Origin of the sequence: Mesorhizobium loti (genome assembly GCA_014189435.1) — a bacterium.
In the GTDB taxonomy this organism is placed as follows: domain Bacteria; phylum Pseudomonadota; class Alphaproteobacteria; order Rhizobiales; family Rhizobiaceae; genus Mesorhizobium; species Mesorhizobium loti_G.
In genome coordinates this window covers 493273-518273 of the sequence record CP050293.1, presented here as the reverse complement: position 1 = coordinate 518273, position 25001 = coordinate 493273, and the positions used below count along the sequence as shown (strand labels likewise).

General features: G+C 63.0%; 25 protein-coding genes. 3 read left to right on the top strand and 22 right to left on the bottom strand.

Going from position 1 to position 25001, the window contains the following annotated elements:
- Positions 1 to 19 precede the first annotated feature (19 nt).
- The 8 genes from HB777_02450 to HB777_02415 form a co-directional block, all read right to left on the bottom strand.
- Positions 20 to 832 (bottom strand): sulfite exporter TauE/SafE family protein, encoded by an 813-nt coding sequence (locus tag HB777_02450; protein ID QND68623.1) that lies wholly within the window; start codon positions 830 to 832, stop codon positions 20 to 22.
- Positions 833 to 986: 154 nt separating this feature from the next.
- The gene (locus HB777_02445) at positions 987 to 1733 is read right to left on the bottom strand and encodes an SDR family oxidoreductase (protein ID QND62886.1); all 747 of its coding nucleotides are present in this window, start codon (positions 1731 to 1733) and stop codon (positions 987 to 989) included.
- 38 nt (positions 1734 to 1771) lie between these two features.
- Positions 1772 to 2950 carry an alanine--glyoxylate aminotransferase family protein gene (locus HB777_02440; GenBank protein QND62885.1) on the bottom strand — a complete coding sequence of 393 codons (1179 nt, stop codon included), beginning with the start codon at positions 2948 to 2950 and terminating at the stop codon, positions 1772 to 1774.
- Positions 2951 to 2977: 27 nt separating this feature from the next.
- On the bottom strand, positions 2978 to 3784 hold the full coding sequence (locus HB777_02435; GenBank protein QND62884.1) for an N-acyl homoserine lactonase family protein: 807 nt from the start codon (positions 3782 to 3784) through the stop codon (positions 2978 to 2980).
- A gap of 47 nt (positions 3785 to 3831) precedes the next feature.
- A complete protein-coding gene (locus tag HB777_02430) occupies positions 3832 to 4767 on the bottom strand; it encodes an ABC transporter permease (GenBank protein QND62883.1) in 936 nt (311 codons plus the stop codon).
- 3 nt (positions 4768 to 4770) lie between these two features.
- Entirely contained in the window at positions 4771 to 5868 is a 1098-nt protein-coding gene (locus HB777_02425) for an ABC transporter permease (GenBank protein ID QND62882.1), read from the bottom strand.
- Entirely contained in the window at positions 5865 to 7433 is a 1569-nt protein-coding gene (locus HB777_02420; protein ID QND62881.1) for an ABC transporter ATP-binding protein, read from the bottom strand. The genes HB777_02425 and HB777_02420 overlap by 4 nt, the downstream gene beginning before the upstream one ends.
- Before the next feature lie 76 nt (positions 7434 to 7509).
- Positions 7510 to 8538, bottom strand: a complete 1029-nt coding sequence (locus HB777_02415) for a BMP family ABC transporter substrate-binding protein (protein QND62880.1) — start codon at positions 8536 to 8538, stop codon at positions 7510 to 7512.
- 99 nt (positions 8539 to 8637) lie between these two features.
- Here HB777_02415 and HB777_02410 point away from each other — a divergent pair, with 99 nt between their 5' ends.
- Positions 8638 to 9063, top strand: coding sequence for a hypothetical protein (locus HB777_02410; GenBank protein QND62879.1), 426 nt, complete (start codon positions 8638 to 8640; stop codon positions 9061 to 9063).
- A gap of 38 nt (positions 9064 to 9101) precedes the next feature.
- Here the strand turns inward: HB777_02410 and HB777_02405 are convergent, their stop codons facing one another.
- The 9 genes from HB777_02405 to HB777_02365 all read right to left on the bottom strand — a co-directional run bounded on the left by HB777_02405 (position 9102) and on the right by HB777_02365 (position 18197).
- Positions 9102 to 10112 (bottom strand): ABC transporter substrate-binding protein, encoded by a 1011-nt coding sequence (locus tag HB777_02405; GenBank protein ID QND62878.1) that lies wholly within the window; start codon positions 10110 to 10112, stop codon positions 9102 to 9104.
- Positions 10113 to 10151: 39 nt separating this feature from the next.
- Positions 10152 to 10967 (bottom strand): ABC transporter permease, encoded by an 816-nt coding sequence (locus tag HB777_02400; GenBank protein ID QND62877.1) that lies wholly within the window; start codon positions 10965 to 10967, stop codon positions 10152 to 10154.
- Positions 10964 to 11794, bottom strand: a complete 831-nt coding sequence (locus HB777_02395; protein QND62876.1) for an ABC transporter ATP-binding protein — start codon at positions 11792 to 11794, stop codon at positions 10964 to 10966. The genes HB777_02400 and HB777_02395 overlap by 4 nt, the downstream gene beginning before the upstream one ends.
- Before the next feature lie 130 nt (positions 11795 to 11924).
- Positions 11925 to 12854, bottom strand: a complete 930-nt coding sequence (locus HB777_02390; GenBank protein QND68622.1) for a 3-hydroxyacyl-CoA dehydrogenase family protein — start codon at positions 12852 to 12854, stop codon at positions 11925 to 11927.
- A complete protein-coding gene (locus HB777_02385; GenBank protein QND62875.1) occupies positions 12854 to 13474 on the bottom strand; it encodes a glutathione S-transferase family protein in 621 nt (206 codons plus the stop codon). The genes HB777_02390 and HB777_02385 overlap by 1 nt, the downstream gene beginning before the upstream one ends.
- A gap of 26 nt (positions 13475 to 13500) precedes the next feature.
- On the bottom strand, positions 13501 to 13911 hold the full coding sequence (locus HB777_02380) for a RidA family protein (GenBank protein QND62874.1): 411 nt from the start codon (positions 13909 to 13911) through the stop codon (positions 13501 to 13503).
- A gap of 6 nt (positions 13912 to 13917) precedes the next feature.
- On the bottom strand, positions 13918 to 15045 hold the full coding sequence (locus HB777_02375) for a hypothetical protein (GenBank protein ID QND62873.1): 1128 nt from the start codon (positions 15043 to 15045) through the stop codon (positions 13918 to 13920).
- 82 nt (positions 15046 to 15127) lie between these two features.
- Positions 15128 to 16279 carry a cupin domain-containing protein gene (locus HB777_02370; GenBank protein QND62872.1) on the bottom strand — a complete coding sequence of 384 codons (1152 nt, stop codon included), beginning with the start codon at positions 16277 to 16279 and terminating at the stop codon, positions 15128 to 15130.
- Positions 16280 to 16568: 289 nt separating this feature from the next.
- Complete coding sequence (locus HB777_02365) at positions 16569 to 18197, bottom strand: choline dehydrogenase (protein QND62871.1); 1629 nt, start codon at positions 18195 to 18197, stop codon at positions 16569 to 16571.
- 203 nt (positions 18198 to 18400) lie between these two features.
- Here HB777_02365 and HB777_02360 point away from each other — a divergent pair, with 203 nt between their 5' ends.
- Together HB777_02360 and HB777_02355 are read left to right on the top strand one after the other, a co-directional pair.
- Positions 18401 to 19078, top strand: a complete 678-nt coding sequence (locus HB777_02360; GenBank protein QND62870.1) for a FadR family transcriptional regulator — start codon at positions 18401 to 18403, stop codon at positions 19076 to 19078.
- A gap of 42 nt (positions 19079 to 19120) precedes the next feature.
- Positions 19121 to 20698, top strand: coding sequence for a pyridoxine 4-oxidase (locus tag HB777_02355; protein QND62869.1), 1578 nt, complete (start codon positions 19121 to 19123; stop codon positions 20696 to 20698).
- Positions 20699 to 20721: 23 nt separating this feature from the next.
- On the opposite strand, the gene HB777_02350 is transcribed toward HB777_02355, so the two are convergent.
- From HB777_02350 to HB777_02330, 5 genes are all read right to left on the bottom strand, one after another.
- Entirely contained in the window at positions 20722 to 21462 is a 741-nt protein-coding gene (locus HB777_02350; protein ID QND68621.1) for a GGDEF domain-containing protein, read from the bottom strand.
- 309 nt (positions 21463 to 21771) lie between these two features.
- Positions 21772 to 22467, bottom strand: a complete 696-nt coding sequence (locus HB777_02345) for a thermonuclease family protein (protein ID QND62868.1) — start codon at positions 22465 to 22467, stop codon at positions 21772 to 21774.
- 33 nt (positions 22468 to 22500) lie between these two features.
- Complete coding sequence (locus HB777_02340) at positions 22501 to 23700, bottom strand: ABC transporter substrate-binding protein (protein QND62867.1); 1200 nt, start codon at positions 23698 to 23700, stop codon at positions 22501 to 22503.
- Between the two features lie 92 nt (positions 23701 to 23792).
- Positions 23793 to 24551, bottom strand: coding sequence for a lytic transglycosylase domain-containing protein (locus HB777_02335; GenBank protein QND68620.1), 759 nt, complete (start codon positions 24549 to 24551; stop codon positions 23793 to 23795).
- Between the two features lie 32 nt (positions 24552 to 24583).
- Entirely contained in the window at positions 24584 to 24955 is a 372-nt protein-coding gene (locus HB777_02330) for a hypothetical protein (protein QND62866.1), read from the bottom strand.
- Positions 24956 to 25001 lie beyond the last annotated feature (46 nt).

The window sequence follows — 25001 nt, the reverse complement described above, 5'->3', positions numbered from 1 at the left end:
GGATTCAGGCCAACGAAATTCAGGAAAGCAACATTCGCCCGGCCGTGATCGCCAGGAAAAACGCAAAGGCAAGTTTCAGATAGCGCGGGTTGAGCGCGTGGGCGAGCCTTGCACCCAGGGGTGCGAACAGAAAGCTCACAGGCGCTATGATGGCAACGGCCGGCAGGCTGACGTAGCCTAGGCTGAGCGGAGGCCTGCCGGCAATCTCGAGACCCGACCAGATGAAGCCGGCCACCGCTGGAAGCGCGATGAGCAGGCCAAGCGCCGACGATGTGCCGACGGCCCGGTGCACCGGAAAGGAAAAGCTGGAAAGCGTCGGCACCGAGAGTGTGCCGCCGCCAATTCCCATGAGCGAAGAGACAAAGCCGATGACGGAGGCGATCGCACGGTTGACCCAGCCGCTTTGCGGCAGGTGATGGGAGATCACGAGGTGCTTCGGCAACGCCATGTTGACGGCCACCAGCAGGCCGACGACGCCGAAGACCAGCCGCAGGCCGGCGCCGGGGATGAATTTCGACATGATGCCGCCGATCAGCGCGCTGACGAAAATAGCCGGCCCCCACAGACTGAGCAGAGGCCGATCGACATTGCCGCGCTTGTTGTGTGACCGCATCGACGAGATCGAGGTGGGAATGATGACTGCAAGCGACGTCGCGACCGCCAGATGGCTGGTCACAGCAGGCGAAAAGTGAAACAGGCCAAGCACCCAGAACAGCACCGGGACGATGACGATGCCGCCGCCGACCCCCAGCAGGCCGGCCAGCACGCCGGACGCCACGCCGGTCATGGCCAGGCCGCCGATCAGCATTGCAATCGTCAGCCCGTCGAACATCGACGTGTCGAATCCGAAGTCCACTATGATTTCCCCTTGATTGGTAGGCCATGACACAGCCTTGCGGAGGGAACACTTTGGCCACGCCCGCCCGCCGTTGCGACCCGATGCAGGTCGCCAAAAAATGTGCAGTGGTTTTGAGGCGCGCCGCGTTCTAGTGGCGCACCATCCCGGCGTCGACATTGAGCGTCTGGCCGGTGATCCAGCGCGCATCGTCGGAGGCCAGGAACGAAACCACATCGGCGATATGTTCCGGCTGCCCCTTGCCTTTCATCGCCTGAAGCATCTCGACGAAGCCGAACGCCTCATTGTGCGGGCTTGCCTTGACGCCGTCGCTCTCGATCAGGCCAGGCGTTACCGCGTTGGCGGTGATGTTGTATTTGCCGAGTTCGGTGGCGAGCGCCCTGGTGAAGCCGATGACGCCGCCCTTGGCCGCGACATAGGCCGCCATGTTCGGCGTGCCGGCAAAGAAGGTGTTGGATGCGATGCTGATCACCCGTCCGGCCTTGCCCGCCGCACGCATCTGGTCCGTGCCGGCGCGGCTGACGATGAAGGTGCCGGTCAGGTTGACGTCGATGATCTTGCGCCAATGGTCGAGATCGACATCGTCCCAGGCGACGAACGGCACGATGCTGGCATTGTTGACCAGGATATCGATGCCCCCGGTCAGGGCCTGGATTTCGGCAAAGAGTGCCTTGACGGATGCCGGATCGGAAATGTCGGCGGCGATTGCCCTCGCCTTTGCGCCTATCGCCGCGGCCGCCGCCCTGGCGCCTTCGGCATTGATGTCGCTGACGATGACGGTTGCCCCGTCGGCGGCAAGCCGCACGGCGATCGCCTTGCCGATACCCTGCGCGGCGCCCGTAACCAGGGCCGTCTTTCCCGCAAGCCGTTCAGTCATGAAAATGCTCCCTCAATCCGTGATCCGATGATGTCTGTTCAGGCGTCGGCGTCGATCACGACCAGCGCCGCGTCGATGCCCTTGCCGACCGCCAGTTTCTGGCCGGCCGCGTTCATGGCGCCGCCAAGTGCCGTCAGCGCCGCGATCGCATAGATCGGCTGCGCGGTCGGTCCCATATGGCCTATGCGTGTCAGCTTCCCCAATGTCTCGCCGCGCCCCGACGAAAACACCACGCCGTAGCGGGCGCGCGCGGCCTGGCGAAGCGCCTTCTCGTCGACGCCTTCGGGCGTGCGCACGGCGGTCGTGGTCGGCGACGCGATGCTGTCGCTGGCGGCCCAGATCGACAGGCCCATCGCGGCGACGCCGGCGCGCATGGCCTTGGCGGTGAGCGCATGGCGCGCCCACACCGCCTCCGGCCCCTCATTGAGGTAGAGATCGAGCGCGACGTCGAGCCCGTTGATCTCCGAGACCGACGGCGTGAATGGAAACGGCTTGTCCCGCGACCACGCGTGCTCCCAGTCGACGATGCTCAGCATCGACGCGCGGGGGGCCGCCTTGTTGCCCTTCATCTTGGCCCAGGCTCGCTCGCTGACGCCCATCATCGTGAGGCCGGGAGGTGCGCCCAGGCATTTGTTCGGGCCGGTGACATAGATATCGGCCTTGCAATCCTCCGGATGCGTCTTCATGCCGCCAAAGGACGAGACGGCATCGACGATGAGATAGCCGCCATGCGCTGAAACCAGCGCGCCGATGGCGTCGATCGGATTGATGGTGCCGGACGGCGTATCGTGGTGGCAGACGGAAACGACGGTAATTTCCGGATGCGCTTTCAGCATCGCCGCGACCGCCTGCGGATCGATCGCTTCGTTATAGGGCACCTCGATCTCGAGCAGATGTGGCGAATAGCGCTTCGCCCAATAGCCAAAGCCCTTGCCGTAGACCCCGGAGGCAAGGTTGAGCACGACATCGTCCGGTGTGATCAGCGAAGCCGCGGCGGCCTCCAGGCCAAGCACCGGTTCGCCATGCAGGATGACCGGCTTGTTCGACAGGCGCATCGCCTTCTGCGCCTTGTCGACCACACCCTCGTAGAAGAGCTGGAATGCCGGGTCGTAGTCGTAGAGCACCGTGCGCCCGAGGCCGCGCAGCACTTCGGGATAGGCGTTCACCGGCCCCGCGGTCAAGGTGATGACCGGATCGGCGTGTTCGAGATAGCGCATCGTCTTGTCTCCGGATTGGGCTGGCGTTCAGCCGTAGAATTGCGTGCCGGTCCTGTAGGTCTTGAAGTTGTCCATGTCGTGCGAGTACATCAGCTCGGCGCCATGGTCCTCGGCGAGTTTCTTCACCTTGCGCATCGAATTGACGCCCGCCACCGGGTCTATGTGGAAGGCCGCCTGGCACAGCGTCTCGAGGCTCTTCTGCGTATAGGCCGCGTCGATGGTGAACATGATCGGCTTGCGCTTGGGGAACTCGACCAGCAGGCTGTAGTGGCCGATCGAATGGCCGGGTGTCGAGATCAGCTTTACGCCCTTGGCGAGATCGACATCGCCCTCGATGCCCTCGAAGGTCGAGTTGGCGCGCGTCGTGCCTTCCAGCAGTTGCGCGGTCGCGCCACGCGCTTCGGCAGCCTCCGCCGAAAAGCTCAGATCGGAATAGCCGAGATGCTCGAAAGGCTCGGGATTGCACGCCTGTGGCACCTCGGTCCGGTGACAGATCTTCTTGGCATGCGGAAAATACTTGTTGCCGCCGCAATGGTCGAAGTGGAAATGCGAATTGACGACGACGTCGATGTCCTTCGGCTCAAGGCCGAGCAGCGCCAGGGCGCCGGGGATGGTCTGGTGCTTTTCCTGGATCGGTTTTTCGAACGGCAGCACCTTCATCACATGATCGTAGTCGTAGCCGGTGTCGATGAGGAACCGGCCCTCGGCATGTTCGATCAGGATCGAATAGACGGGGAAGCGCACTTCGCCGCCAGGGCCGCGATTCCAGAACACGTGGTAGCCGTCGAGAACGAGCGAGCCGCCGTCGAGCAGGTAGACCTTGGTATCCGACATTCTTGCCTCCTTTATTGGCGCGGGTCCCGTCCGCGCATGAATTGTGGTCAGCGCGCGCCGCGCTCGTATGGAATGCCGAGCGCCGCCGGCAGGCTGGCGCGCCGGCCGAACAGCACCAGCATGATCATCACCGCCAGGAACGGCAGCATCTGGATGATGTCGGTCGGTATGTTGATGCCGGCCACTTGCATGGCTGTCGTCAGCGACAGGCAGACGCCGAACAGCAACGCGCCGAACAGCACCCAGATCGGGCGACCGCGCGCCAGCATGGCCAGCACGATGCCGAGAAAGCCCGCGCCATTGGTGATGAACGGAATGAACAGCCCTGCCCCGACATTGGCGAGATAGGCGCCGCCGAGCCCGGCCAGCGCTCCGGTCGTCAACACGGCGATGGTGCGGGTTCGCACGACATCGATGCCGGCGACATCGAGCGCGGCCGGCTTGTCGCCTGCTGCCTGCAAATTGAGGCCGAGCTGCGTGCGCCGATAGAGGTAGCCCATGCCGAAAACCAGCGCGACCGCCAGATAGACGATCAGATGATGTTTGAAGAATGCAGGACCGACGACCGGAATGTCCGAAAGCAGCGGAATGACGGTTGCATCCGCAGCCGGCAGGCGGGGGTAGCTGCGTGAGAACTGGAAATGGTGGAGCAGTGCCGTCAGGCCTTCCAGACCCAAGGTCAGCGCGATGCCAATGACGATCTGGTTCAGCCCGATGCGCACGCAAAGCAGCGCCATGACAAGCGCCACCGCGGCACCCCCGGCGGCACCGGTGAGAAAGCCCAGCCACAGCGACCCGGAATAGAAAGCACCGACAAAGCCGAGATAGGCGCCGGCCAGCATCATGCCTTCGATGCCGATATTGAGCACGCCCGCCTTCTCGGAGATCTGCTCGCCGAGCCCGGCAAGCAGCAGCGGGATCGCCGCGGTGACGGCGCCGAACAGCAACGCGCTGAGAAAGACTTCGCTGAAGAGCCCGGTCATGCCCTAGGCCCTCCGCGACTGATTGTATCGGTGATCGAAATATTCGGCGAGCGCGAGCACGATCAGCACGATGGAAACCAGCATCAGCGTGAAATGATTGGGCACGCCAAGCCGGCGCGCCGCGCTCTCGCCGCCGATCGAAAGCACCGAAAGCAGGAACACGAAACCGATGGCTGCAAAGCCGTTCATGCGGGCCAGAAACACGGCGGGTATCACGGCAAGCCCATAGGCGGGATTCCAGTCGGCGCGGACATTACCCTGGACGCCGATGATGTCGACGGCGCCGGCAAGCCCGGCCAGCCCCGCCGAAATGGCGAAGACGGCAACGGTCAGGCCGGGGACGCCGAGCCCGGAGTGAACCGCCGCGCGCGGATTGGCGCCGACGATCCTCAGCTTCAGCCCGAACGCCGTGCGCGTCATCACCAGATGCACGATGATGATCGCCGCCAGCCCAAGCAGCAGGCCACTGGTGATGGTGGTTTCGAATAGGCGCGGCAGCCGGTCTTCCACGGGAAGCGTGCGCGTCTGCGGCACGGTCGTTCCTGGATCGCGAAACGCCAGCTTGACCAGCACATTGGCGAGCGAGGTGCCGAGGAACGTCATCATCAGCGTGGTGATGATCTCGTTGACGCCCTGATAGGCACGCAGCAGGGCCGGCACCAGCGACCAGATCATCGCCACCACCATGGCGATGAGGAACGAGCAGACCAGCGCCAGCCAGGCCGGCATGATCTGCACGAACACGGGAGCGCTGGCCGCCGCTGTCACCGCGCCGAGCAGGAACTGCCCGTCGCCGCCGAGATTCCACATACCGGCCCGAAAGGCCACGATCAGGCCGGCGGCAAGAAACAGCAGCGGCGCCATGCGCGTCAGTGTCTGCTGGATGCCGAGCGGCGAGAACAGTCCTTTCTCCAGCACGAAGCCATAATAGGCGAGCGGGTCGACGCCGACGGCAAGCAGGATACAGCCGGCTATGACGAGAGCGATGAGGATCGGACCGAGCGTCATCAGCAGCCGATGCAGGATGTCGCGACGCGTCGTCGCCCCGCTCGTGGCATCGAGTGCGGTGGCACTGACCGTAGGGGCGGTGTCGATGCTCATGCGGCAAGTCCGATCATCAGGCGACCGACCTTGGTGCGGGCGTCGTCGGCATTCTCGACGGTACCGACCAAAGCTCCATTCGCGATGACGGCGATGCGGTCGCACATACCAAGCAATTCCTCGAGGTCGGTGGAGATCAGCAGCACGGCAAGGCCACGCGCCGCCGTGTCGCGGATGCGCTGACGCGACGCCAATGTGTTGGCAAGATCGAGCCCATAGGTCGGTTTGTTGAAGATGACCACCTTGGCGCCCTCAGCCAGTTCTCGCGCCAGAAGCACCTTCTGGATGTTGCCGCCGGACAGCCGCGCGACCGGCGTCTTCAGGCTCGGCGTGCGCACATCGTATTCGCGCACGAGCTGGGCGGCGCGCTTGTCGATCTCCGCGCGCTGCTCGACGCCGTTGCGCCAGAACGGGGCCGCGCCGACCTGCTTGAGGAAGAAATTGATCGAGACCGGGAAGGTGCCGACAGTGCCCTCGCCCAGTCGGTCGTCGGTCAGGTAGCGAAGGCCGCGCCGGCGGCGTTCGCCGACGCTCAGCGTCTCGATGGCGGCGCCGTCCAGCCGCACCGAGCCGCTGGTGGCTGTGCGCTGGCCGGCCAGCGCTTCCGCCAGCTGCTTCTGGCCGTTGCCGTCGATGCCGGCAATGCCCAGGATCTCACCCGGGCGGATGTCGAAGGAGATCGACGACAGGCCTGGTGCATTGTCCGTCGCTGCGACCGTCAGATCCGCGACCTGAAGCAGCGGGGCCGTTCCGGCGCGGGCAGTGCGGACAGGACGCTCGACGGCTTCCGGATCGTCCTTCTGCTTGCCGAACATCAATTCCACGATCTCCGAGACGATCTCCTGTTCGCCCAGCGCGCGAAACCGCTCGGGCGGGATCTCGCCGACCTTGCGGCCGAGCTTCAGCACCGAGATGCGATCGCCGAACGCAGCCGCCTCCTTGAGCTTGTGGGTGATGAAGACGATCGCCAGGCCCTGCTCGACGAGGCGGCGCATCAGCGCGCCCAGTTCGTCGATGCCTTTCGGCGTCAGCATGGAGGTGGACTCGTCAAGGATGAGCAATCGGCTGTTGCGTACCATAGCACGCAGGATCTCGACCTGCTGCTGCTCGCCGAGCGACAGCTCCGATACCTTGGCATGCAACTTGACGGTGATGCCGAGCGTGCTGGTGATCTCGGCGACGCGCGCCGCCAATTCCCCGGTCCTGGGGCGCCGCCACCACGGCCCGCCAAGCAAGAGGTTTTCCGCCACCGTCAGCGTCGGCACCAGCATCATGTGCTGGAATACGGTGCCGATGCCAAGTGCCAGCGCGTGGCGCGGCGAGGTGATCGGCGTCGGTTTTCCGTCGACCAGTATGCGTCCTTCGTCCGGCTGCTGCAGGCCGGACAGCATGCCGATCAATGTCGATTTTCCAGCGCCGTTCTCGCCCAGCAGCACATGCACTTCGCCCGGGCGGATCGACAGGTCGACGCTGTCATTGGCAACGATGCCGGGGAACCGTTTGGTCACGCCTTCGAGCGCGACAATGTCGCGCCCGGCAACGGACGATGAAGAAGAACCGCTCATGAAAGCCCAGCACCAAAAATTGGGAATCGACCGGAGGGGTGACGGATCACCCCTCCGGCAGCTGACCGTGATCGCCTTACTGGGCGACGCTGGTCATCAGTGCCCTGACGGCGGCCGCGTCATAGACCGGATCGACCTTGATCTTGCCGGAAATGACGTCTTCGCGCAGCGCCTGGATCTCTGTCCAGACATTGTCCGGGATCGCAGCGGTTTTCAGCAGCTTCACCGAGTCGTCCTTGAGGCCGATCGTATAGTGCTTGGTGCCGAACGTGTCGGCCTTCAGGTCGGCAATCATCGCCGCATAGACCGGCTCGATGTTCCACACCACCGACGACAGCAGGAAGCCCTTGTCGATGGGCGACTTGTCACCGATGACGTCGATGAAATAGACCTTGCCGCCATCGGCTGCCTTGGTCGTCTCGACCGCCTGCAGCATGCCGAAGCTCGAACCGTTGCCCTGGCCGAAGATGATGTCCGCGCCCGATGCGATGACGCTTTCGGTGACGCGCTTGCCGCCGGCCGCATCGCTGTAGGCGGCCGGGCCGATCACCGCATAGGTGATCTTGACGTCCGGGTTTTCCGCCTTCACGCCTTGCGCGAATGCCGCCGACTGCGAATTCCATGATGGCGGTTCGCCCGAGACGACGATGCCGACCGACTTGGAGCGCGACACCTTGGCGGCGAGACGGCCGGCAAGATAGGCACCCTCGTGGCCGCTCAGCGTGTAGTCGGCGACAAGGCCCTTCTCCAGGCCGTTCGGCGTGTCGACGATCGCCACCGGAACTTTCAGTTCCTTGGCGATTTCGGGAGCCGAGGTGTTGTAGCCGCTGGCATGCGCGATCAGCAGGCTGGCGCCGTCGGACGCAAGTTCCCGCAACGTCGGACGAACATCGCCATAGCCGAGGCCCTGGGCCACGACCACTTCGACGCCGGCCGCCTTGCCCGCCGCCTTGGCGGCGTCGATGCCTTGCTGGTTCCAGCCATAGTCCGTGCCTTCTTCGGGCGTCAGGATGGCGATCGACTTGACCTCGCCGGCAAGCGCGCCGCTCATCAAGACACCGGTCAATATAACTGCACTTACACTGCTCTTAAGAAGCTTTAACATGTTACCCTCTCCGTTGTTTTGCCAATCAATATTCTTATTGTTATTGCGCGAAAGCGAGATAGACTGCCTAGGAAAAATTACATATGGAGCTCAGGCAAAGTGAAGATCCGTTATGCCCTTCCGGTGATGCTGGCGTTTTCGTCCTTCGCCAACGCGGTTGAGTTGCACCATGTCACCGTCCGCACCGGCACTGACGGGCTCGACATGGTTCCGTTGACGATTTCGAATGCGGGCCGCGAAGACCTGTCCTGCAACGGCGACTTCGCCCACTGGTATTCGGCCGAGATCGCAACGGTCGAACCGGGCAAGAGCGCTCGCATCGAACTCTGGTTCGATCCGAAGACCGGCACATTCACGATCCTCAACGACAAGCGCGAGAACCTGCCCATCGAGCGGCTTTGGTGTGGCCTCGAGGGCCGCGCATATGCCACGCGCGTGCAGGTCACGCTCGACCGCACCGACGCGGCAAAAGGCGAGCGTGACGTGTCCTGCACCGTGGCGCAGGACAGTCTGGTCTGCCGGTAGGCGCTCATCGAGCTTTCCGTTCGAACACCACGCGCCCCTTATTCTTTTGCCAGGAATGCGTCGGTGAAGACATCGTCCGCCGACAGAGCCGCCTTGAGCACGCCCTGATCCGTCAGCGTCTTCAAGGTTTCTTCCCACTGTGTCTTCGTCATCCAGCCGAGACCGTGTTCCTTGGTGTCGGGGCTGCTGAACGTCGATGCGATGTCGGCGTTGATCTGCGCCAGCAGCACATCCTTTTTCTCCGCATAGCCGGGCGCGGCCTTGGCGGTGATCTCAGCAGCCTCTTCCGGGTGTGCCACGACATAGTCGAAGGCTTCCCTGTAGGCCTTGACGAAGCGGCGCACGACATCAGGTTTGTCCTTGATCATCGCCTGCGAGGTGAACAGGCCCGAGCCATAGGCCTTCCAGCCGTGGTCCGCCCCCATCATGATGCTGAGCGAGCCTGGGCCCCCGGCCTTGGCCTCAAGTTCGGGAACCTCGGCGTCGACATAACCGACGACCGTCTGAACCCGGCCTAGAAGCAGATAGCTTTCATAGGGCGGCGAGACGCTGTTCAGCGTCATGTCCTTTTCGGTCAGGCCGTTGGCGGCCAGGAAACCCTTGAAGAAGATGTAGGTGGAGCCGGCCGGATGAATGCCGATGGTCAGTCCCTTGAGATCGGACGGCTTGGTGAGCTTCAGTGTCTTGGCCAGCGAAATGATCCCCAGCGGCGAGTGCTGATTGACGGCCACCAGCGCCACGACCGGAACATTCTGCGACCGTGCGACGGCAAGCGTGGGAAGATCGCCGAACCCGAAATCCGCGTTCTCATTGCCCACCAGCCGCATTGCGTCCGGCGAACCGGATCCCTTGCGGATCTCGGCCACATCGATGTCGTTCTTGGCGAAGAAGCCCTTTTCCTTGCCGACAAAGAACATGGCGTGATTGCCGCGTACCACCCAGTCGAGCTGGACGTTGACCTTGTCGGCAGCCAGAGCAGCGCTGGAAAAGCCGAGTGCTGTGACAAACGCCGCGACGGTAGCGGCCTTGATAAGTGAGCGTCTCAGCATTTTTTGTTCCCTTTTATGAATTTGGTTGATCGAGCGGGCCTAGGACTGGCTGAATTTCGGCGCCCACGGCACCACGATGCGTTCGAGAATTTCGGCGGCGTAATAGAAGGCGATGCCAAGCACGGAAACGAGCAGCAGCGCCGCGAAGACCAGCGCTGTGTCAAGCTGGGTCGAAGCGAACTGGATGACGTAGCCGAGACCGTCGGACGCGCCGGCAAATTCGCCGACGATGGCGCCGATCACGCTCAAAGTGGCTGCGATCTTGGTTCCGGCCATCAGGTTCGGCAGCGAGTGCGGAACGCGGATCCTGAACAGGATCTGCGTCGGGCTGGCACCGACCGAATTCATCAGCGACAGCAGCGAGCGGTCGACCGATTGCATGCCCGCCAGCATGGACAGCGTCACCGGGAAGAAGGCGATGACCAGGATCAGGCCGATCTTGGGCGCCAGCCCGTAGCCGAACCAGAGGATGAAGATCGGCGCGAGTGCGACTTTCGGTACGTTCTGGAACAGCACCACCAGCGGATACAGCGCGCGTCCCAGCCAGTCGAAGCGCACGATGACCAGCGCAATGGCAATGCCGACCACGACCGAGACCAGGAAGCCGAACAGGATCTCGCCCGCCGTCACCAGCGTCGCCTGCATCAGCGTGCCCCATTGCGCGACCAGCGATTTCGCGATCTCGGACGGGGCGGGAATGATGAAGGCGGATATGGAAAAGATCCGCACGGCGGCTTCCCACAGCACGATCGTCACCAGCAGCAGGATGACCGCCGGAAGCCAGCTGCCTGTCGCAGCGCTCCAGCTGGAGGCGAGCCGCGGCTCGGAAAGATCCGTGATGGGTTGGTCGCTCATGACGCGCCTCCCGGTTGATGGCTGGAGCGCAGCATCGTTCGCAACTGAACCACCAGCCTGACGAACTCCGGATCTTCGGTGACCGACAAGTCGCGTGGATAAGGCAGCGCAATGTCGAGGCTCTCGGTGATCCGCCCCGGCTTGATCCCCAGCACGTGAACATGGCGCGACAGATGGATGGCCTCGTCGATGGAATGGGTGACGAGCACGATCGTCTTGCCGGTGCGCTGCCAGATCTCCAGAAGCGACTGCCCCATCGAATCGCGGGTGATGGCGTCGAGCGCGCCGAACGGTTCGTCCATCAGCAGAACCGCCGGGTCGAGCGCCAGGGCCCGTGCGATGGCCACCCGCTGCCGCATGCCGCCCGACAGTTCGTTTGGCCGCTTGTGGGCGCTATCGCCCAATCCCACCAGTTCCAGCATCTCTTGCCCGCGCGCCCGCAAATCCGAACGCGACAGCGATTTGTCGGCAATGCCGAGCAGCATCGAGGCATTGTCGACGGCGTTTTTCCACGGCAGCAGGTTGGCGTCCTGAAAGACGAGGCCGATCATCCGCTTGCGCGCCGCCTCGACCGGCGCGAGCCCGGCGATCGAAACGCTGCCCTGGGTCGGCTGCACCAGCCCGGCCAGTACCTTGAGCAAGGTGCTCTTGCCGCAGCCCGAAGGACCGATAAGCGAGACAAACGACCCCTTGGGCACCGAAAGATCGATGTTCCTGAGGATCAGCTGCCGGGCCATGACCACCGAAACGCCCTTGGCGGAGATCAGATCGTCATGGCGGATATGGGCCGGCCTGTCGCCGGCTGCTCGGATGGTTTCAATGCGCATGGTTTGCCGCCCCGCGCGCGCTCGTCGGCCGCACCTGCGCCTTCTTGATGGCGAAGGCGCCCTTCACACAAACAGCCGACCGGTGGAACTCCCTAAACCGGCTGGCCCTCTGCGCACCATGTGACATTGGCTACTCCCGGCCTTCCAGGATGCGCCGCACCGCGACGAGCTTGCGGGCCCGTTCGCCTTGCAGCGCCTTTGTCTGCTCGGGCGTGTAGGCAAACATGCCCTCGCCCGACTTGATGCCGAACTTCGACGCAGCCGTCTTCTCCAGCACCATCGGCGCGACATCGTCGCGATTGGAGAGATCGGCGTTCAGGAAGGACGAGACGGACTTGTAGATGTCCAGCCCCGCCATATCGAGCAGCGCCATCGGGCCGATCACGGCGATCTTGTAGCCGATGCCCCACGACACGCAGGTGTCGAGATCTTCCGGCTCGATGACGCCGCGCTCGACAAGGTCGACCGCCTCGCGCAGCAGCGCATAGAGCACGCGGTTCTCGACGAAGCCTGGAACGTCCTTCTTCACCACCACCGGCAGCAGGCCGATCGAGCGGATCAGGTCGCGGATAACAGCCACGGTTTCAGGCGCGGTCTTTTCGCCGCCGATCACCTCGATCATCGGGATGATGTGCGGCGGGTTCGACCAGTGCATACCGACCATCCGCTCGGGATGCGAGATATGTGCCTGCAGCTTGGTGATCGGGATGCCCGACGTGTCGGAAGCGACGATGACCGACGGGCCGATCAGCGGATCGATGTCACGATAGGTCTGCGCCTTGATGTCGATATTCTCGGGCACATTCTCGATGACCAGCTCAGCGCCATCGACAGCCTCGGCGATCGTCTCGACGAAACGCACGCTGCCGGCGCCCGTCCCGGGCGCCTTGATGTCGAGACGGTCGAGCACGCCGCCGGCGAGATCAAGCATGCCGCGGGCACGCTCGACTGACGCCTGCGAGACATCATACGCCGTGACATCGAGCCCGCCGCGCGAAAGCCGCGCGGCGATGCCTGGACCCATTGTTCCCAGTCCGATGAGAGCGGCGCGCTTGATCATCATGCCGCCTTTGCGGGAGCAGCGGCGGTTGCCGCCTTGAAGGCCGGTCGAGCGGCGATCGCGGCCACCCAGCGCTCCAGATTGGGCATCGACGGCCGGTCGATCTTGAAGTCGACGCAGCGCTTCAGGATCGGCGCGCAGGCGATGTCGGCAAGGGTCAACTTGCCGAGCGCCAGGAAGTCCTTGCCGGCCAGGTGGCCGTCGACGATCTTGAGCTGCGCGACCAGGTCCTTCACCTGTTCCTTGTAGTCGGCGGTCTGTTCCTCGGGTGTGAGCTTGGCGCCCTTGAAGGCCGCCAGGTAGCCCGGATTGACCGCCGCCAGCAGGAAGTCCATCCAGCGCTCGACCTCGGTCTTTTCCGCCGGCGTGGCGCCATTCAACTGTTCGCCGCCGGATGCCGCGAGATAGCGCAGGATGGTGTTGGACTCCCAGATCACGGTATCGCCGTCGACCAGCGTCGGCACCTTGGAGGTCGGATTGAGCGCCTTGTATTCCGCCGTCTGGGTGTTCTCGAACTGGCGGCCATAGTCCTCGCGCTTGTAGGACGCCCCAAGCTCTTCGAGCATGAAGAGCACCTTCTGGACGTTGCCTGATGTCTGGCGGCCTAAGAGCTTGTACATGTCGTCTCCTCGATTGTGTCCAAGGCCTACTTGCCCGCTGGCAGCGGCTTGTAGACGATGGCGTCCATTTCGATCTTGGTGTTGATGACCGCCTTTGCCTCGACGGTCGTGCGCGCCAGGACGGCGTCGCCGATCCCTTCGAGGAACGCCTTGTTGTAGCGGCCGAAATCGCGCGTATCCTCGAGATAGGTGGTGATCCGCACGACATCCGACAGCGTCGCGCCTTCATGCGCGATGACGCGCGCGATTGTCTTCAGCGTGGCCAGCGTCTCTTCCTCGATCGTGCCGCTGATCATGTTGTTGTTCTCGTCCTTCGGCACCTGGCCCGAGACGAAGATGAAATCGCCGGCACGCACCGCCGGATGAAACGGCAGGTTCGGGTTCTTGTTGCCGATGGCATAGTGGCTGGCGGATTTTCGCGTGCTGTCGCTCAACATACCCCCCTAGAGAACACTGGTTTCGATGATGTCGACGCCACGGATGCGATCGATCAGGTAGACGATGCCACGATCGTCGATGGTCACGTCGTTGGACGAGGAACGCTCCGCCCCATCCGGCGCGTCGGGCATGAAATGGCCGACTTCCTTTGGCGCGAACGGGTCGGCGATGTCGACCAGCCGCAGCCCCTGCGCGAACCACGCAAACGGAATGATCGTGCCCTTGAAGCGTTCGGAAGGCTGGTGGCAGCCGGTCATCTGCGGCTGCGGTGAACCGTCCGTGTCGAGGCCCGGCACCTGGAAGGTCGAGATCGGCAACGGGTTGGTCTCGTCGGTGATGTCGTAAATCCAGGCGAAGGCCGGCGGGGACGGCCGAAGCTTGGCGACATCCTCGTCCGCCACCACCATGATGTTGCGGCCCTTGAGCGGCTGTGGAATCGGCAGGCAGGTGTGGGTGGGATGCGGAAAGCTCGGGCTCGAATTGACGTGCGAGACCAGCTTCGGCTTGGTGATGTCCGAAATGTCGAGGATGAACAGGCCGTGGTGCCAGTAGCTGACATAGAGCCGGTCGCCCATGCGCAGCGGATGGTGGCAACGCGGGGTGACATAGTCATGCCAAGGGTATTCTTCGCCGCCACCGGTCCACTGGCCGGGTATCCACCAGCGTCCGACCTCGACTGGCTTCGTAGGATCGATCAGGTCGAGGATCATCACGATGTTGCCGACATAACCATCGGCGGTCGGCGAGATGTAGACGTAACGGCCGTCGAAGTCGTAGCGGTGGACGCCCTTGCCGCCGGTTATCCATTTCGAGATGAGCTTGGGCTGTGCCGGCTTGGTGGTGTCGTAGAGCGCCAGTCCGCCGCCGAAATCGGCCGGGCCGGCATCGCCAAAGCGCTCGTGGTTGATGATCATCAGCCCGTCCTTGGCGCGCACCTTGTGCGAGTGCCAGCCGGGCGGAACATCGATCGTGGCTATCTTGCGCGGATTGCGCGGATCGGAAATGTCGACCAGCGTCGTGCCGCTCGGCGGCCGCATGTGGCCGATATAGAGGATGTTGCCGTCGACCCAGACCTGGCCGCCGCCTGGGCAGTCGACATGGCCGATCTGCTTGGTGTTGAACGCCGAAACCAAATGTATACGCCCTTGCTGCTGAAAATCATTTCGATGTCCCCGCCGCCAATCGCGGCGGGACAGTGCTTGCCTAAGGATCGGACTAGACGAGGCGGAGCAGATCGCCGGCCTGGTTGCGGCCCCAGCGCTTGTAGAGGAGCAGCGCCTTCTGCGTCGGCGCATCGGTGGCGCCGAAGAAGATCACCGGCTCGCTCGAAGAGCCGTTGACATGTTCGACCCACGAACCGCCGGGTATGGCGATGGTGTCGAACTGGTTCCAGTCATAGCGTTTGCCGTCGATGATCGAATGGCCGTTGCCGCGGAACGGCGCCAGAAGCAGGCTGGCGGTCTCGCGCTGCGGCAAGGTCTTCTCACCGGGGCGCAGCATCTGCACGTAGAAATTGATGGTGTGGAAGACGGGGCCGCCGGTGGTCGGATCGACATAGTCGATGACGATGCCTTCATGAGGGTCGCCATCCCAATCCTTGTGGGCATCGAGGACCGCTTCCATCTTCTCCCAGCGATAGACATACATCGGCGACGACAGGCCGCCGCCGCGCTTGTGGTCGACGAAACGCGGCATCAGGCCACCCTCGCCGTAGATGCGCTGTGAGTAGTCGCTGGGATAGCGGGCGGTCTGCACCTTCTTCTCGACTTCCTTGCCGTCGACCATCTCGGTGTATTTGTGGTCGAAATGGACGGCATGCAGCGTTTCGACCAGCGGCAGGTCGAGCACCGACAGGTTGACCGCCTGCTCGCCGCCGACGGTGCCATGATTGTGCCAGGCGTCGTTGGGCGTCAGCACCATGTCGCCCGGGCCGAAGACCACGTCTTCGCCCTCGACGCCGGTGAAGTTGCCCTTGCCGGTCAGGCCGAAGCGGATGGCGCTCGGCGAATGCTTGTGCGGCGGCATGATCTCGTCGGGATCATTCAGGCGGTAGGCGGTGTACATGGTGCTGACCGATGCACGCTTGGGCGCAAGGCCAGGATTGACCAGAATCAGCGAACGACGCTCGCTGTCGTCCATGGTCACCAGTTCGGCGGCGCGCTGCAGCAGCGGCTCGATGTCCGAATAGGACCACACGAAGGGAACGGCCTTCGACGTCGCCATCAGCTGCTTGATCTCGTCATGGTCGACGCCTTCCGACGTCGCCCAGAACGGAAACATGTTTTTCGCGTAGAGGGCGTCATAGAGGCCCTTGAGTGCTGCCTTCTTGTTGGTGAGCACATCGTTAGCTGGTTGCGCCAGGGACATATCGGACACCTCTCGTCACGAAGAAAATGCTTCTAACCAACTCAACCGTATTCGCATTGGTTTTGCTCGACAATCCCCAAATTGCGAAATTTATAAGTTTTTGGTTGAGATGCGTTTTCGGCAGGTAAATGCCTGAAAATAGGCAGAAATGGCCAAAATTGGTGCCAAATACACTCATGAAAGCGCAATGAAGTCCATCCGTCACGGCCGCGCAGGCTCACACGGCAATCCAACCAACACAGATTCTTATCTCAACCAAAAGATTTTGGTTGCACTCCGGCGGTCGCTATCAGGCCGCCACGCTCTGTTGAGCGCGGCTGCGGATCAGATCCGCGGCCTTTTCGGCGATCATGATGACCGCCGCATTGATGTTGCCGCAGACAAGATCCGGCATCACGGAGGCGTCCACGACACGAAGTCCGGCAACGCCGCGCACCCGCAATTCCGGATCGACCACCGACTCCGCATCGACACCCATACGGCACGTGCCGGCCGGATGATGCACGGTGATCGACGTCTTGCGGATATGCTCGTCGATCTCTTCGTCGCTCTCGCATTTCGGGCCGGGGAAGAATTCCGCGCCAACGAACGGGGCCATGGAAGGCTGGCTGGCAAGGGTGCGCGCAACACGAAAGCCGGCGCGAAGCGACTGCCAGTCGCGCTGCGAGGACAGGAAGTTCTGATGGATCAACGGAGCGGCGACCGGATCGCTCGACGCCAGCTTGACGCTGCCACGGCTCTCCGGCTGCACGGCAACGATACGGGTCGCAAAGCCGTCGGCGAACGGCGCCTTGAACGGCGACATGTAAGGCCATGCCCCAAGCGGTGCGGCGGTGAAAAGCAGCTGCACGTCCGGCAACGGCCGGCTTGCGTCGCTTTTCAGGAATGCCACGACGCCGCCAGGCACATCTCCCGAAAAGCCCTTTCCGGTGAGATAGGTCTTGACGAAATCCAGCCCGATACGATCGGCCCGCATCATCTTGAGAAACGGTCCCGGCTGTTTGCGTCGATACATTACGATGACCGAAACATGGTCCTGCAAATTCTTGCCGACCTGCGCACGGTCGACCTTCGTCTCGATGCCATGCGCCGCCAATTCGCCGCTATCGCCGATACCCGACAGCATCATCAGCTGCGGCGTGTTGATGACGCCGCCGGCAAGCAGAACTTCGCGCCGCGCCAGAACTTCGTGGCTCGCCCCGCCTCTGGTATAGGCAATGCCCGTTGCACGCCCATCCTTCAGCAGGATCTTCGTCGCCATCGCGCCGGTCAGCACCTTGACGTTGCCGCGGCGCATGGCGGGCCGCAGATAGGCGGTCGCGGTCGAGCAGCGCCGGCCGTTGGCAATTGTCATCTGCAGGCGGCCGAAGCCTTCCTGGATGGCGCCGTTGTAATCGTCGGTCTGCGGGTATCCGGCATCGCGGCTGGCCGTGGCGAAGGCATCGATCAGTTCGTCCTTGTAGCGGCAGAACTGGGTGTTCAGCGGCCCACTGCCGCCACGATACCGGCTTTCGCCCGCCTCCCAGCGCTCCTGCTTCTTGAAGTAGGGCAGCACCTTGTCGAACGACCAGTCCGTCAGGCCGCTTGCCGCCCAGCGATCGTAATCGCCGCGATTGCCGCGCACATAGGCCATTGCGTTGGTGGAGGAAGAGCCGCCGATGACCTTGCCGCGCGCGCATTCGACCTTGCGCCCGCCGACATTGGCCTCGGGCTCGCAGAAATACATCCAGTCGTGGCGGCGCTCGGTCAGTATCTTGCCCCAGCCAAGCGGGATGTGGATCATCGGATCGCGGTCCCAATCCCCCGCCTCCAGCAGAAGCACCGACACCGCGGGGTCTTCGCTCAGCCGGTTCGCCAGTACGCAGCCGGCCGATCCCGCACCGACAATGACGTAGTCAAAGGTTTCGCCAGCCGGCATGCGTGATCCTCGGGAGAAAGACGGCCCGCCGCGATGGCAACCGTCGACGAAGGCAGTCAACCATCGCGCAACTGGTGTTGTCAACCATTGCGTACAGTTGTAGATTGGTTGAATTGGTTGAGTGCCGTCCATCAGGTTTCGTGTCAGAATATGATGTCAGGACGATGAGTCGGCGGTCTGCCGATCGGACAGGAGATTTGGTTTTGAGCGCATTCGAGCCGCAGGTCGGACCATCGGATCTCGACGACATCATTGCCGCGGTCCGCCAATTGCAGCAGGGCGGCGGCAAGCTTCCGTCCGAGCGCGATCTTGCTGAACATCTGAGCGTAAAGCGCCATCAGCTTCGCAAGGCGCTCGAAGCGCTGCGCCATTCAGGCGACCTCAAACCGGCGCGCGCTAGGCGGGCGCCGACCGCCCTTCCAAGATATGGCGAGGAACTGGTCAGGGTAACCAATCCGATCGAGGTTCTGGAGTTGCGCCTGATCATGGAGCCGGGCCTTGCCCGGCTGGCGTCGCTGCGCGCCTCCTCCTTCGAGACGGCGCGGATCCTCGACGCGGCAACCACGCCGGACAATGCCCCGTCGGGTGAGGTCGACTTCGCCTTCCATCTCGCGATCGTTGCCGCCGCCCGCAACCATCTCGCCGCGGAATTCTACAAGATGCTGCGTCAGGTCGGGGTCGATGCGCGGGTGAAGGTAGCGCGCACCGCGGCCCCCACCTGTCCCAAGCGGATCGCCCAGCGCGACGGTGAGCATCGGCTGATCGCCGAAGCGATCTCGCAGCGCGATCCCGAAGCGGCAGAGGCCGCAATGCGCGCGCATCTTTTGTCCGTGCAGAGACAGATCATGGAACGATCGAATGCCGGCGCCTTTGCCGCGTGATCGCATCACCTTCTGACATTGAGCTGTGCGGGGAATTTCAAATTGAAACGTCATTTCGACGTGCTGGTGATTGGCGCGGGATCCGCCGGTTCGGTTGTTGCCAGCCGGCTCAGTGAAGACCGGTCATGCCAGGTCGGCCTCATCGAGGCCGGGGCGATGCCGGCCGATCCCGATATTGCCGACCCGCTGAAATGGACGATGCTCCAGGGCCGCGCCTACGACTGGAGCTACCGCACGGTGCCCCAGCCTTTCACCGCCAACCGCGTCCATGAATGGCCACGCGGCAAGATCGTCGGCGGCTCGAGCTGCCTGCATGCAATGGCCTATGTGCGCGGCCATCCCGATGATTTCGAACCTTGGGCGCAAGCCGGCGGCGAGCGCTGGTCCTATCGGGGATTGTTGCCAGGCTTCATCCGCAGCGAAGCCTTCACCGCCTTCGATGGGCCGACACGCGGCAGGAGCGGCCCGCTGGATGTCTATCTGCCGGACGCCGAGGTCAGTCCGGTCGTGCGTGCTTATATCGCCGCCGGGCGGGCCATGGGGGCTCCCGCCCTGAGCGACCACAACAGCGGCGAACTGGTCGGCACCAGCCCCAATTCGCTCAACATACGCGACGGCAGGCGCCTGAGCGTCGCCGACGCCTATCTGCCGCCGCAGGTTATGGCGCGGCCGAACCTGACCTTGCTCGCCGGCCACGAGGTCGAGCATCTCATGCTGGACGGACACAAGGTCACGGGCGTGAGCGTGGTCTGCGAGGGTGAGACCAGAACGCTCTCCGCCGACAGGATCGTTCTTTGCGCCGGCGCCGTGTCCTCGCCGCTCATCCTCATGCGGTCGGGCATTGGCTGTCCGGATACCCTGAAGCAGGCTGATATACGCTGCCTTGCCGATCGACGCGACGTCGGCCGCAACCTGCAGGACCATCTGCTGGCGCTTGGGAATGTCTACAGCACGAAAAAGCCGGTGCCACCGTCTCGCTTGCAGCACTCCGAATCGCTGATGTACCTGCATGGTGACGACCCTGCCCGTTGCACGGGAAGCCCCGACATTGTGCTCGCCTGCGTCGTCGCTCCCTCAGCGGCCGAGGGCCTGAAGGCCCCGCCCTATGGCTCCGCCTTCACGATCCTGTGCGGCGTCACCCATCCGACAAGCCGCGGGCGCATCGCCCCAAGCGGGCCGGGCCGCAACGATGCGCCGGTCATCGATCCGCATTATCTCGAAACCGAACACGACCGCACGGTCTTCAGGATGGCCTTGAAGCGGGCGCGCATGGTCGGCCATCATACTGCTCTGGACGAATGGCGCGATGCGGAGATCCTGCCGGGTGCAGCGGTTCAGTCCGACGACGAACTCGATGCCTTCATCGCCAGGGCGGCTTCCACCCATCATCATCCGGCCGGCACATGCCGGATGGGTCGTGACGCCGACGCCGTCGTCGACCCTGACCTGCGGCTGAACGGTTTTGACAACATCTTTGTCGTCGACGCCTCGGTGATGCCGGCGATCCCGAGCGGACCGATCAACGCCGCAATCGTCGCCATCGCGGAAACCTGGGCAGCGTCTTGCGGCGTTGCCGCGTCGACAGTGGCCGCTGCGTCTGACAATTCCCCTGGTGTTTGAACGGCGCCGGCGCCCGGCCCTTGTCAGCTGTGGAGATGCGTCAATTCAAACGCGGCTCCGTCCTGGATGCCGGCCATGCGCTGCTCGGCTGACCGGAACATGTCCGCGAACTCCACCTCGTTTTCGAACATTACGCCGCCGACCTTGACGGTCAGGGCATCTTCGGTTCCTTTTGGAGCGAAATAGACCTGCGCGATGCGCGCCCGGATACGCTCGCCGATTTCCCTGGCTTCCGCTTCGGTGGCCCCTGAGAGGAAAACCCCGAACATCGAAGTCCCGATGCGTCCAACCAGATCCTCCGCGCGCACCGATGATTTTATGGTTGAGGCTACGAGCCGCAAGGCCTCGTCGCCCCATTCAAGGCCAAAGCGCAAATTGATGGACCGCAGATGTTCCGAATGGATGACCAGGAAGGCGCCCGATCCCGGCCCCGGCGCCGACGGCCTTGCCGTTCTTTTTTCGACCATCGACGTGAAGACCGCTCCGTTCAGGCAGCCGGTCATAGTGTCGAAGGTTGCCGACTTGTCGAGTTCCCGGCGATAGCGACGAAGCTCGATCTGCTTCAATCCAATGAACAGAAAAAGCGGAACACCAAGGACAACAGGCAACAGGATTGCCGTGACCATGCTGCGCCCAAATGGCGTCAGCGCCTCGGAGAACAGGAGCAGATAGTTGAGGCCGACGGAAAGGGCCAGGATTCCCATGGTCCCCAGAAAGGTCAGCCAAGCGACGCCTCTCCATGCCTGGGCGGTGGTGGTCGCCATAGTCTTTGTCACTGGCCGATCTCCTGTGGACGGGTTGGTATAAGGCCGGTGTGTTGCAATTTCAGTTTCAAGGAACCTCGCAATTTAATCGATTGCGCGATGACCCCATGAAAGGCTGCGGACGAAACTGGCTTGTTCCCAATGCATGTCGCCCAAAAGTGACCCTCGGTTTTGGGAAAACGACATGCATAAAAAACAAAGATCTAAAGCGCGTCGCCTGAATCCGCTGAATGGATTCAAGCGGCGCGCTTTGGGGAAAGCTTCGCCCTTGACGGTTAACAAACAAAATATCAGGGGCTGAATGACCGGCTATTGTGCGGGGCCGAATATGCCCATCTGCGCGTTTCTGGCTGTCGCCTCCGCCTTGCCGTAGATGCCGCTCGGCAGCGCCATGGCCCAGCCGTTGGAGGCAAGCCAGGCGCCGACATCCTGCTTGCCCAGGCTGCACGGCGCGGCGATCGCAAAACGCTCGGCGTCCGGCGGCACGAAACATTTCAGCGCACGTCCCCTTAACCACGAATTGAAAGCGGCGCGTGCACGCTGGCCGCAGGGCCAGGTGACATCGTGAAACGAGCAGGATCGGTCGAGGTCGATGCCTTGCACCCCGCTGATGACCACCTTCCGGCCCATGGATTCGAACATCGCCGACGATGTGGCAATCGGGCGGTAGAGCAAGACCTCCCGCCAATCTCCGGGCATCGGCGTTTTCGGGGGCACGGCGAGACCGAGCTCGCTGAGTGGCGGACGGGGCTCGGCCCGTTCGATCTCCGCGGGATCAAGCCGTGGTGGAGCGATCAGGTCTTGAGCAACCTTGCGCGCCGGTTCCAGGCGCTGTGCGCTCGCAACCGGCCGGATTGGCTTCGTATCGTCAACAGCCGGCGAAGGGGTAAGGACAGGCCGATCGACCGAAAGCAAAGCCCCTGCCTGAACGATCAGCAGGACCCCGGCCAGAAGCAGGAGGCTTCCGAGCCCGGTCGCCAAGCGGTTGCGGCCCGGCCTGCCCATCAGCTCGAACAGCTTCTCAAGGCTACTCGCCGGTCAGAAACCCGACGTCGATTTGGCAACCAGCTTGAGCGCACCTTTTTCAATCCGATAGAACGGCATCGATCGTTCGCTGGACCCGTCAGCCCGAAACCGGAACAGACCTGTCGACCCACGAAACCCGTTTGGATTTTCGAGAACCTTTTTGCTGAAGCCATCAGGCCCGACCGCGCTGGCAATCCCTGCAGTCAGCGCAACCATATCATAGGCGTAGGCCACATTGACGTCGGCCGGATAGTTGTATGCCGTCCTGAAGCGGTCGGCGATCGGCCCGGTTTCACTGGGATCGAGGGTGGCGATATATGCCCCCCCAAACAGCGGATCCATGGGGTGTTCCAGCCAACGGTTCGTTCCGACCACGGAGATTGTCTTCCCAGGAATGCCTTTTGCTTTGAGGGCGGCGAGGATAGACGACGGGCTGCCATCGCCGCTGGCAACGATGACGGCGTCGGGATTGTCCACGAGTGAACCCATTTCGTCGACCGCCTTCGCGCCACCGTCACCGGCCGAATACGGGAGAGTGACCGCGAGCGTCGCGCCATAGATGCTGAGGCTGTTGGCGACCCGCTTCTCCATGGCGCCGGCGTTTGGGCCTTCCGCGACAAACAACACGAACTTCTTGCTGCCTTTCGCCGCCAGCCCCGCGGCGCCCGCGGCGGCGCTGTCCGCTTCGCCAAGGAGCACGGCATAAACCCCGGCGCCGCCGGCGAAATTATCGGCAAGCGCCAGGACCGGTGGCCGCTTCGATCCAGACAGCGTGGCGATGTGCTGGGCTGCCGGCAGTTCGGTCGGGCCGATCACGACCTTCGACCCCGTCGTTATGGCCGTTATCGCCAGTTTGCTGGCCAGTGTGCTGTCGCCCTTGGTGTCTTCTACCGTCAGCGTCAGCAATCCATTGCCGATATCCGTCATCGCCAGCTTGGCGGCATCCAGCATCTTCCTGCCGTTTTCCCCCGCCGTTCCGGCGGCGGACAATGGCAGCAACATCGTGATTTTTGTCGAACCGGTGCCCAGCGACTGGGTCGCCTGGACGGGACCGGCAGCAGCGGCGCCATTCTGCCCGGCAGGCACGGTAACCGCCGCCGGATCGAGCACTTCGGAAACGCCGCCTTTCGACTGGCAGCCCGACACGATCACGGCGAGCGCCAAGGCGATTGCCCATGTCCGTGGACAGTGGACCTGTCGGCCAGCTTCCATGATTGCTCCACCCTCTACGTCGCCGGGTATTTCTTTCCGGTCTGATCTTCAAGTCATGTTACGGCGGACTTGCTGTTCCGTCTGCAGTTCTTTTAGCTTCCGAAAAGCCTGGCTCTGAGCGCCTTGATCTGCCTTGCTTGCCCAGCACTTCGATAGTCGGCGCATTTCATGTATCGCGGCCCAGGCACGAACACGCGGCGCACGCACACACCTTTTCCATGGGCAGGGGCTCCACCCTCTCCTCCTGGCGAGAATGCGGAAAAGCCGAATGTCGCCACCGGCAACGGCCCGGTCACTTCAATCCCCTCCCTTGCCAGGATTGCCCGCGCACGCTGGCAGTAGCGGACCGAAAGGGCCGAGAACCGGCTTTCATTGTGCCCGGCGCGATACTTCATGACGGTGGTGCACAGATCGCCCGCGGCGAGCCTGTTGGCCTGTGCAAGGTATTTGACCCCCAGCGCGATGTTGGTCGCTGGCGCGCTCAGATCGTCAAGGGAGCCTCGAAAGCCGAGCATCCTGGCCGTGGCCGGCATAACCTGCATCAGGCCGACTTCGCCATCGGCGCCCTGCACGCCGGGATCGAACCCGCTTTCGATCTCCATCACAGCATGCGCCAGCATCGGCTCCAGCCCATAGATCGATGCCTGGCAGCTCGCAAACGCCTTGAATGTCTGCCGGGTCCACTCCGTGGCTGCGTCACAGTGTGCCGGCCGCGGCAGGCTGGACGGCTGCCGTTGTTCCGCAAAAGGCCGTTCCAGCCAGTTGGCGTGGGCCAGCGTGACAGTGAGGCCAAAGCCGACGAACGCGATCGCGGCTGCGATCGCCTTCGAGAATGATCCGTCGGCTGTCATGATGGCCAACAGGCGTGGGTTCGCCTATCCGGTCAGTGCATGTACTCGACCATGCGATCGTGAAAACACTCGCATTTGTTGAGGGTGTCTTCGTCCTTGTAGTTCGTCTTCAGGTAGCCGTAAGCCATGCCGCAGGCGACCTTGGCTTCCGATGCCCAGACGAAGACGGGCCGGGACGAGTTGATCCACTCCGAGCTGTTGGCGGCGGCGACCGACTCGTCCATCAGCTTCACCACCTGCTCCTTGAGGTCGACGATGTTGTCGTTCAGCACCAGGTTGGACGTGCCGACGACACGGCAATAGTCGCCCGTCGGACCTTCGATGATGTCGGCGGCATACCCCGTCGACCCGACTGCCAGCAACAGCGTCGCAGCGGAAACAAGCAGTCTTGCAGAACGTTTCATGTTGAGCTCCCCTAGATATTAGCGACGTATAACATAATCGCGTGGC

Excerpts from the sequence above, each read along its gene's own strand:
- HB777_02390 (QND68622.1), bottom strand. The coding sequence starts at position 12,854 with ATGATCAAGCGCGCCGCTCTCATCGGACTGGGAACAATGGGTCCAGGC.
- HB777_02430 (QND62883.1), bottom strand. The coding sequence starts at position 4,767 with ATGACCGGGCTCTTCAGCGAAGTCTTTCTCAGCGCGTTGCTGTTCGGC.
- HB777_02395 (QND62876.1), bottom strand. The coding sequence starts at position 11,794 with ATGCGCATTGAAACCATCCGAGCAGCCGGCGACAGGCCGGCCCATATC.
- HB777_02435 (QND62884.1), bottom strand. The coding sequence starts at position 3,784 with ATGTCGGATACCAAGGTCTACCTGCTCGACGGCGGCTCGCTCGTTCTC.
- HB777_02420 (QND62881.1), bottom strand. The coding sequence starts at position 7,433 with ATGAGCGGTTCTTCTTCATCGTCCGTTGCCGGGCGCGACATTGTCGCG.
- HB777_02350 (QND68621.1), bottom strand. The coding sequence starts at position 21,462 with ATGGCGACCACCACCGCCCAGGCATGGAGAGGCGTCGCTTGGCTGACC.
- HB777_02385 (QND62875.1), bottom strand. The coding sequence starts at position 13,474 with ATGTACAAGCTCTTAGGCCGCCAGACATCAGGCAACGTCCAGAAGGTG.
- HB777_02370 (QND62872.1), bottom strand. The coding sequence starts at position 16,279 with ATGTCCCTGGCGCAACCAGCTAACGATGTGCTCACCAACAAGAAGGCA.
- HB777_02330 (QND62866.1), bottom strand. The coding sequence starts at position 24,955 with ATGAAACGTTCTGCAAGACTGCTTGTTTCCGCTGCGACGCTGTTGCTG.
- HB777_02440 (QND62885.1), bottom strand. The coding sequence starts at position 2,950 with ATGCGCTATCTCGAACACGCCGATCCGGTCATCACCTTGACCGCGGGG.
- HB777_02425 (QND62882.1), bottom strand. The coding sequence starts at position 5,868 with ATGAGCATCGACACCGCCCCTACGGTCAGTGCCACCGCACTCGATGCC.
- HB777_02380 (QND62874.1), bottom strand. The coding sequence starts at position 13,911 with ATGTTGAGCGACAGCACGCGAAAATCCGCCAGCCACTATGCCATCGGC.
- HB777_02345 (QND62868.1), bottom strand. The coding sequence starts at position 22,467 with ATGGGCAGGCCGGGCCGCAACCGCTTGGCGACCGGGCTCGGAAGCCTC.
- HB777_02400 (QND62877.1), bottom strand. The coding sequence starts at position 10,967 with ATGAGCGACCAACCCATCACGGATCTTTCCGAGCCGCGGCTCGCCTCC.
- HB777_02445 (QND62886.1), bottom strand. The coding sequence starts at position 1,733 with ATGACTGAACGGCTTGCGGGAAAGACGGCCCTGGTTACGGGCGCCGCG.
- HB777_02365 (QND62871.1), bottom strand. The coding sequence starts at position 18,197 with ATGCCGGCTGGCGAAACCTTTGACTACGTCATTGTCGGTGCGGGATCG.
- HB777_02340 (QND62867.1), bottom strand. The coding sequence starts at position 23,700 with ATGGAAGCTGGCCGACAGGTCCACTGTCCACGGACATGGGCAATCGCC.
- HB777_02335 (QND68620.1), bottom strand. The coding sequence starts at position 24,551 with ATGACAGCCGACGGATCATTCTCGAAGGCGATCGCAGCCGCGATCGCG.
- HB777_02450 (QND68623.1), bottom strand. The coding sequence starts at position 832 with ATGTTCGACGGGCTGACGATTGCAATGCTGATCGGCGGCCTGGCCATG.
- HB777_02405 (QND62878.1), bottom strand. The coding sequence starts at position 10,112 with ATGCTGAGACGCTCACTTATCAAGGCCGCTACCGTCGCGGCGTTTGTC.
- HB777_02415 (QND62880.1), bottom strand. The coding sequence starts at position 8,538 with ATGTTAAAGCTTCTTAAGAGCAGTGTAAGTGCAGTTATATTGACCGGT.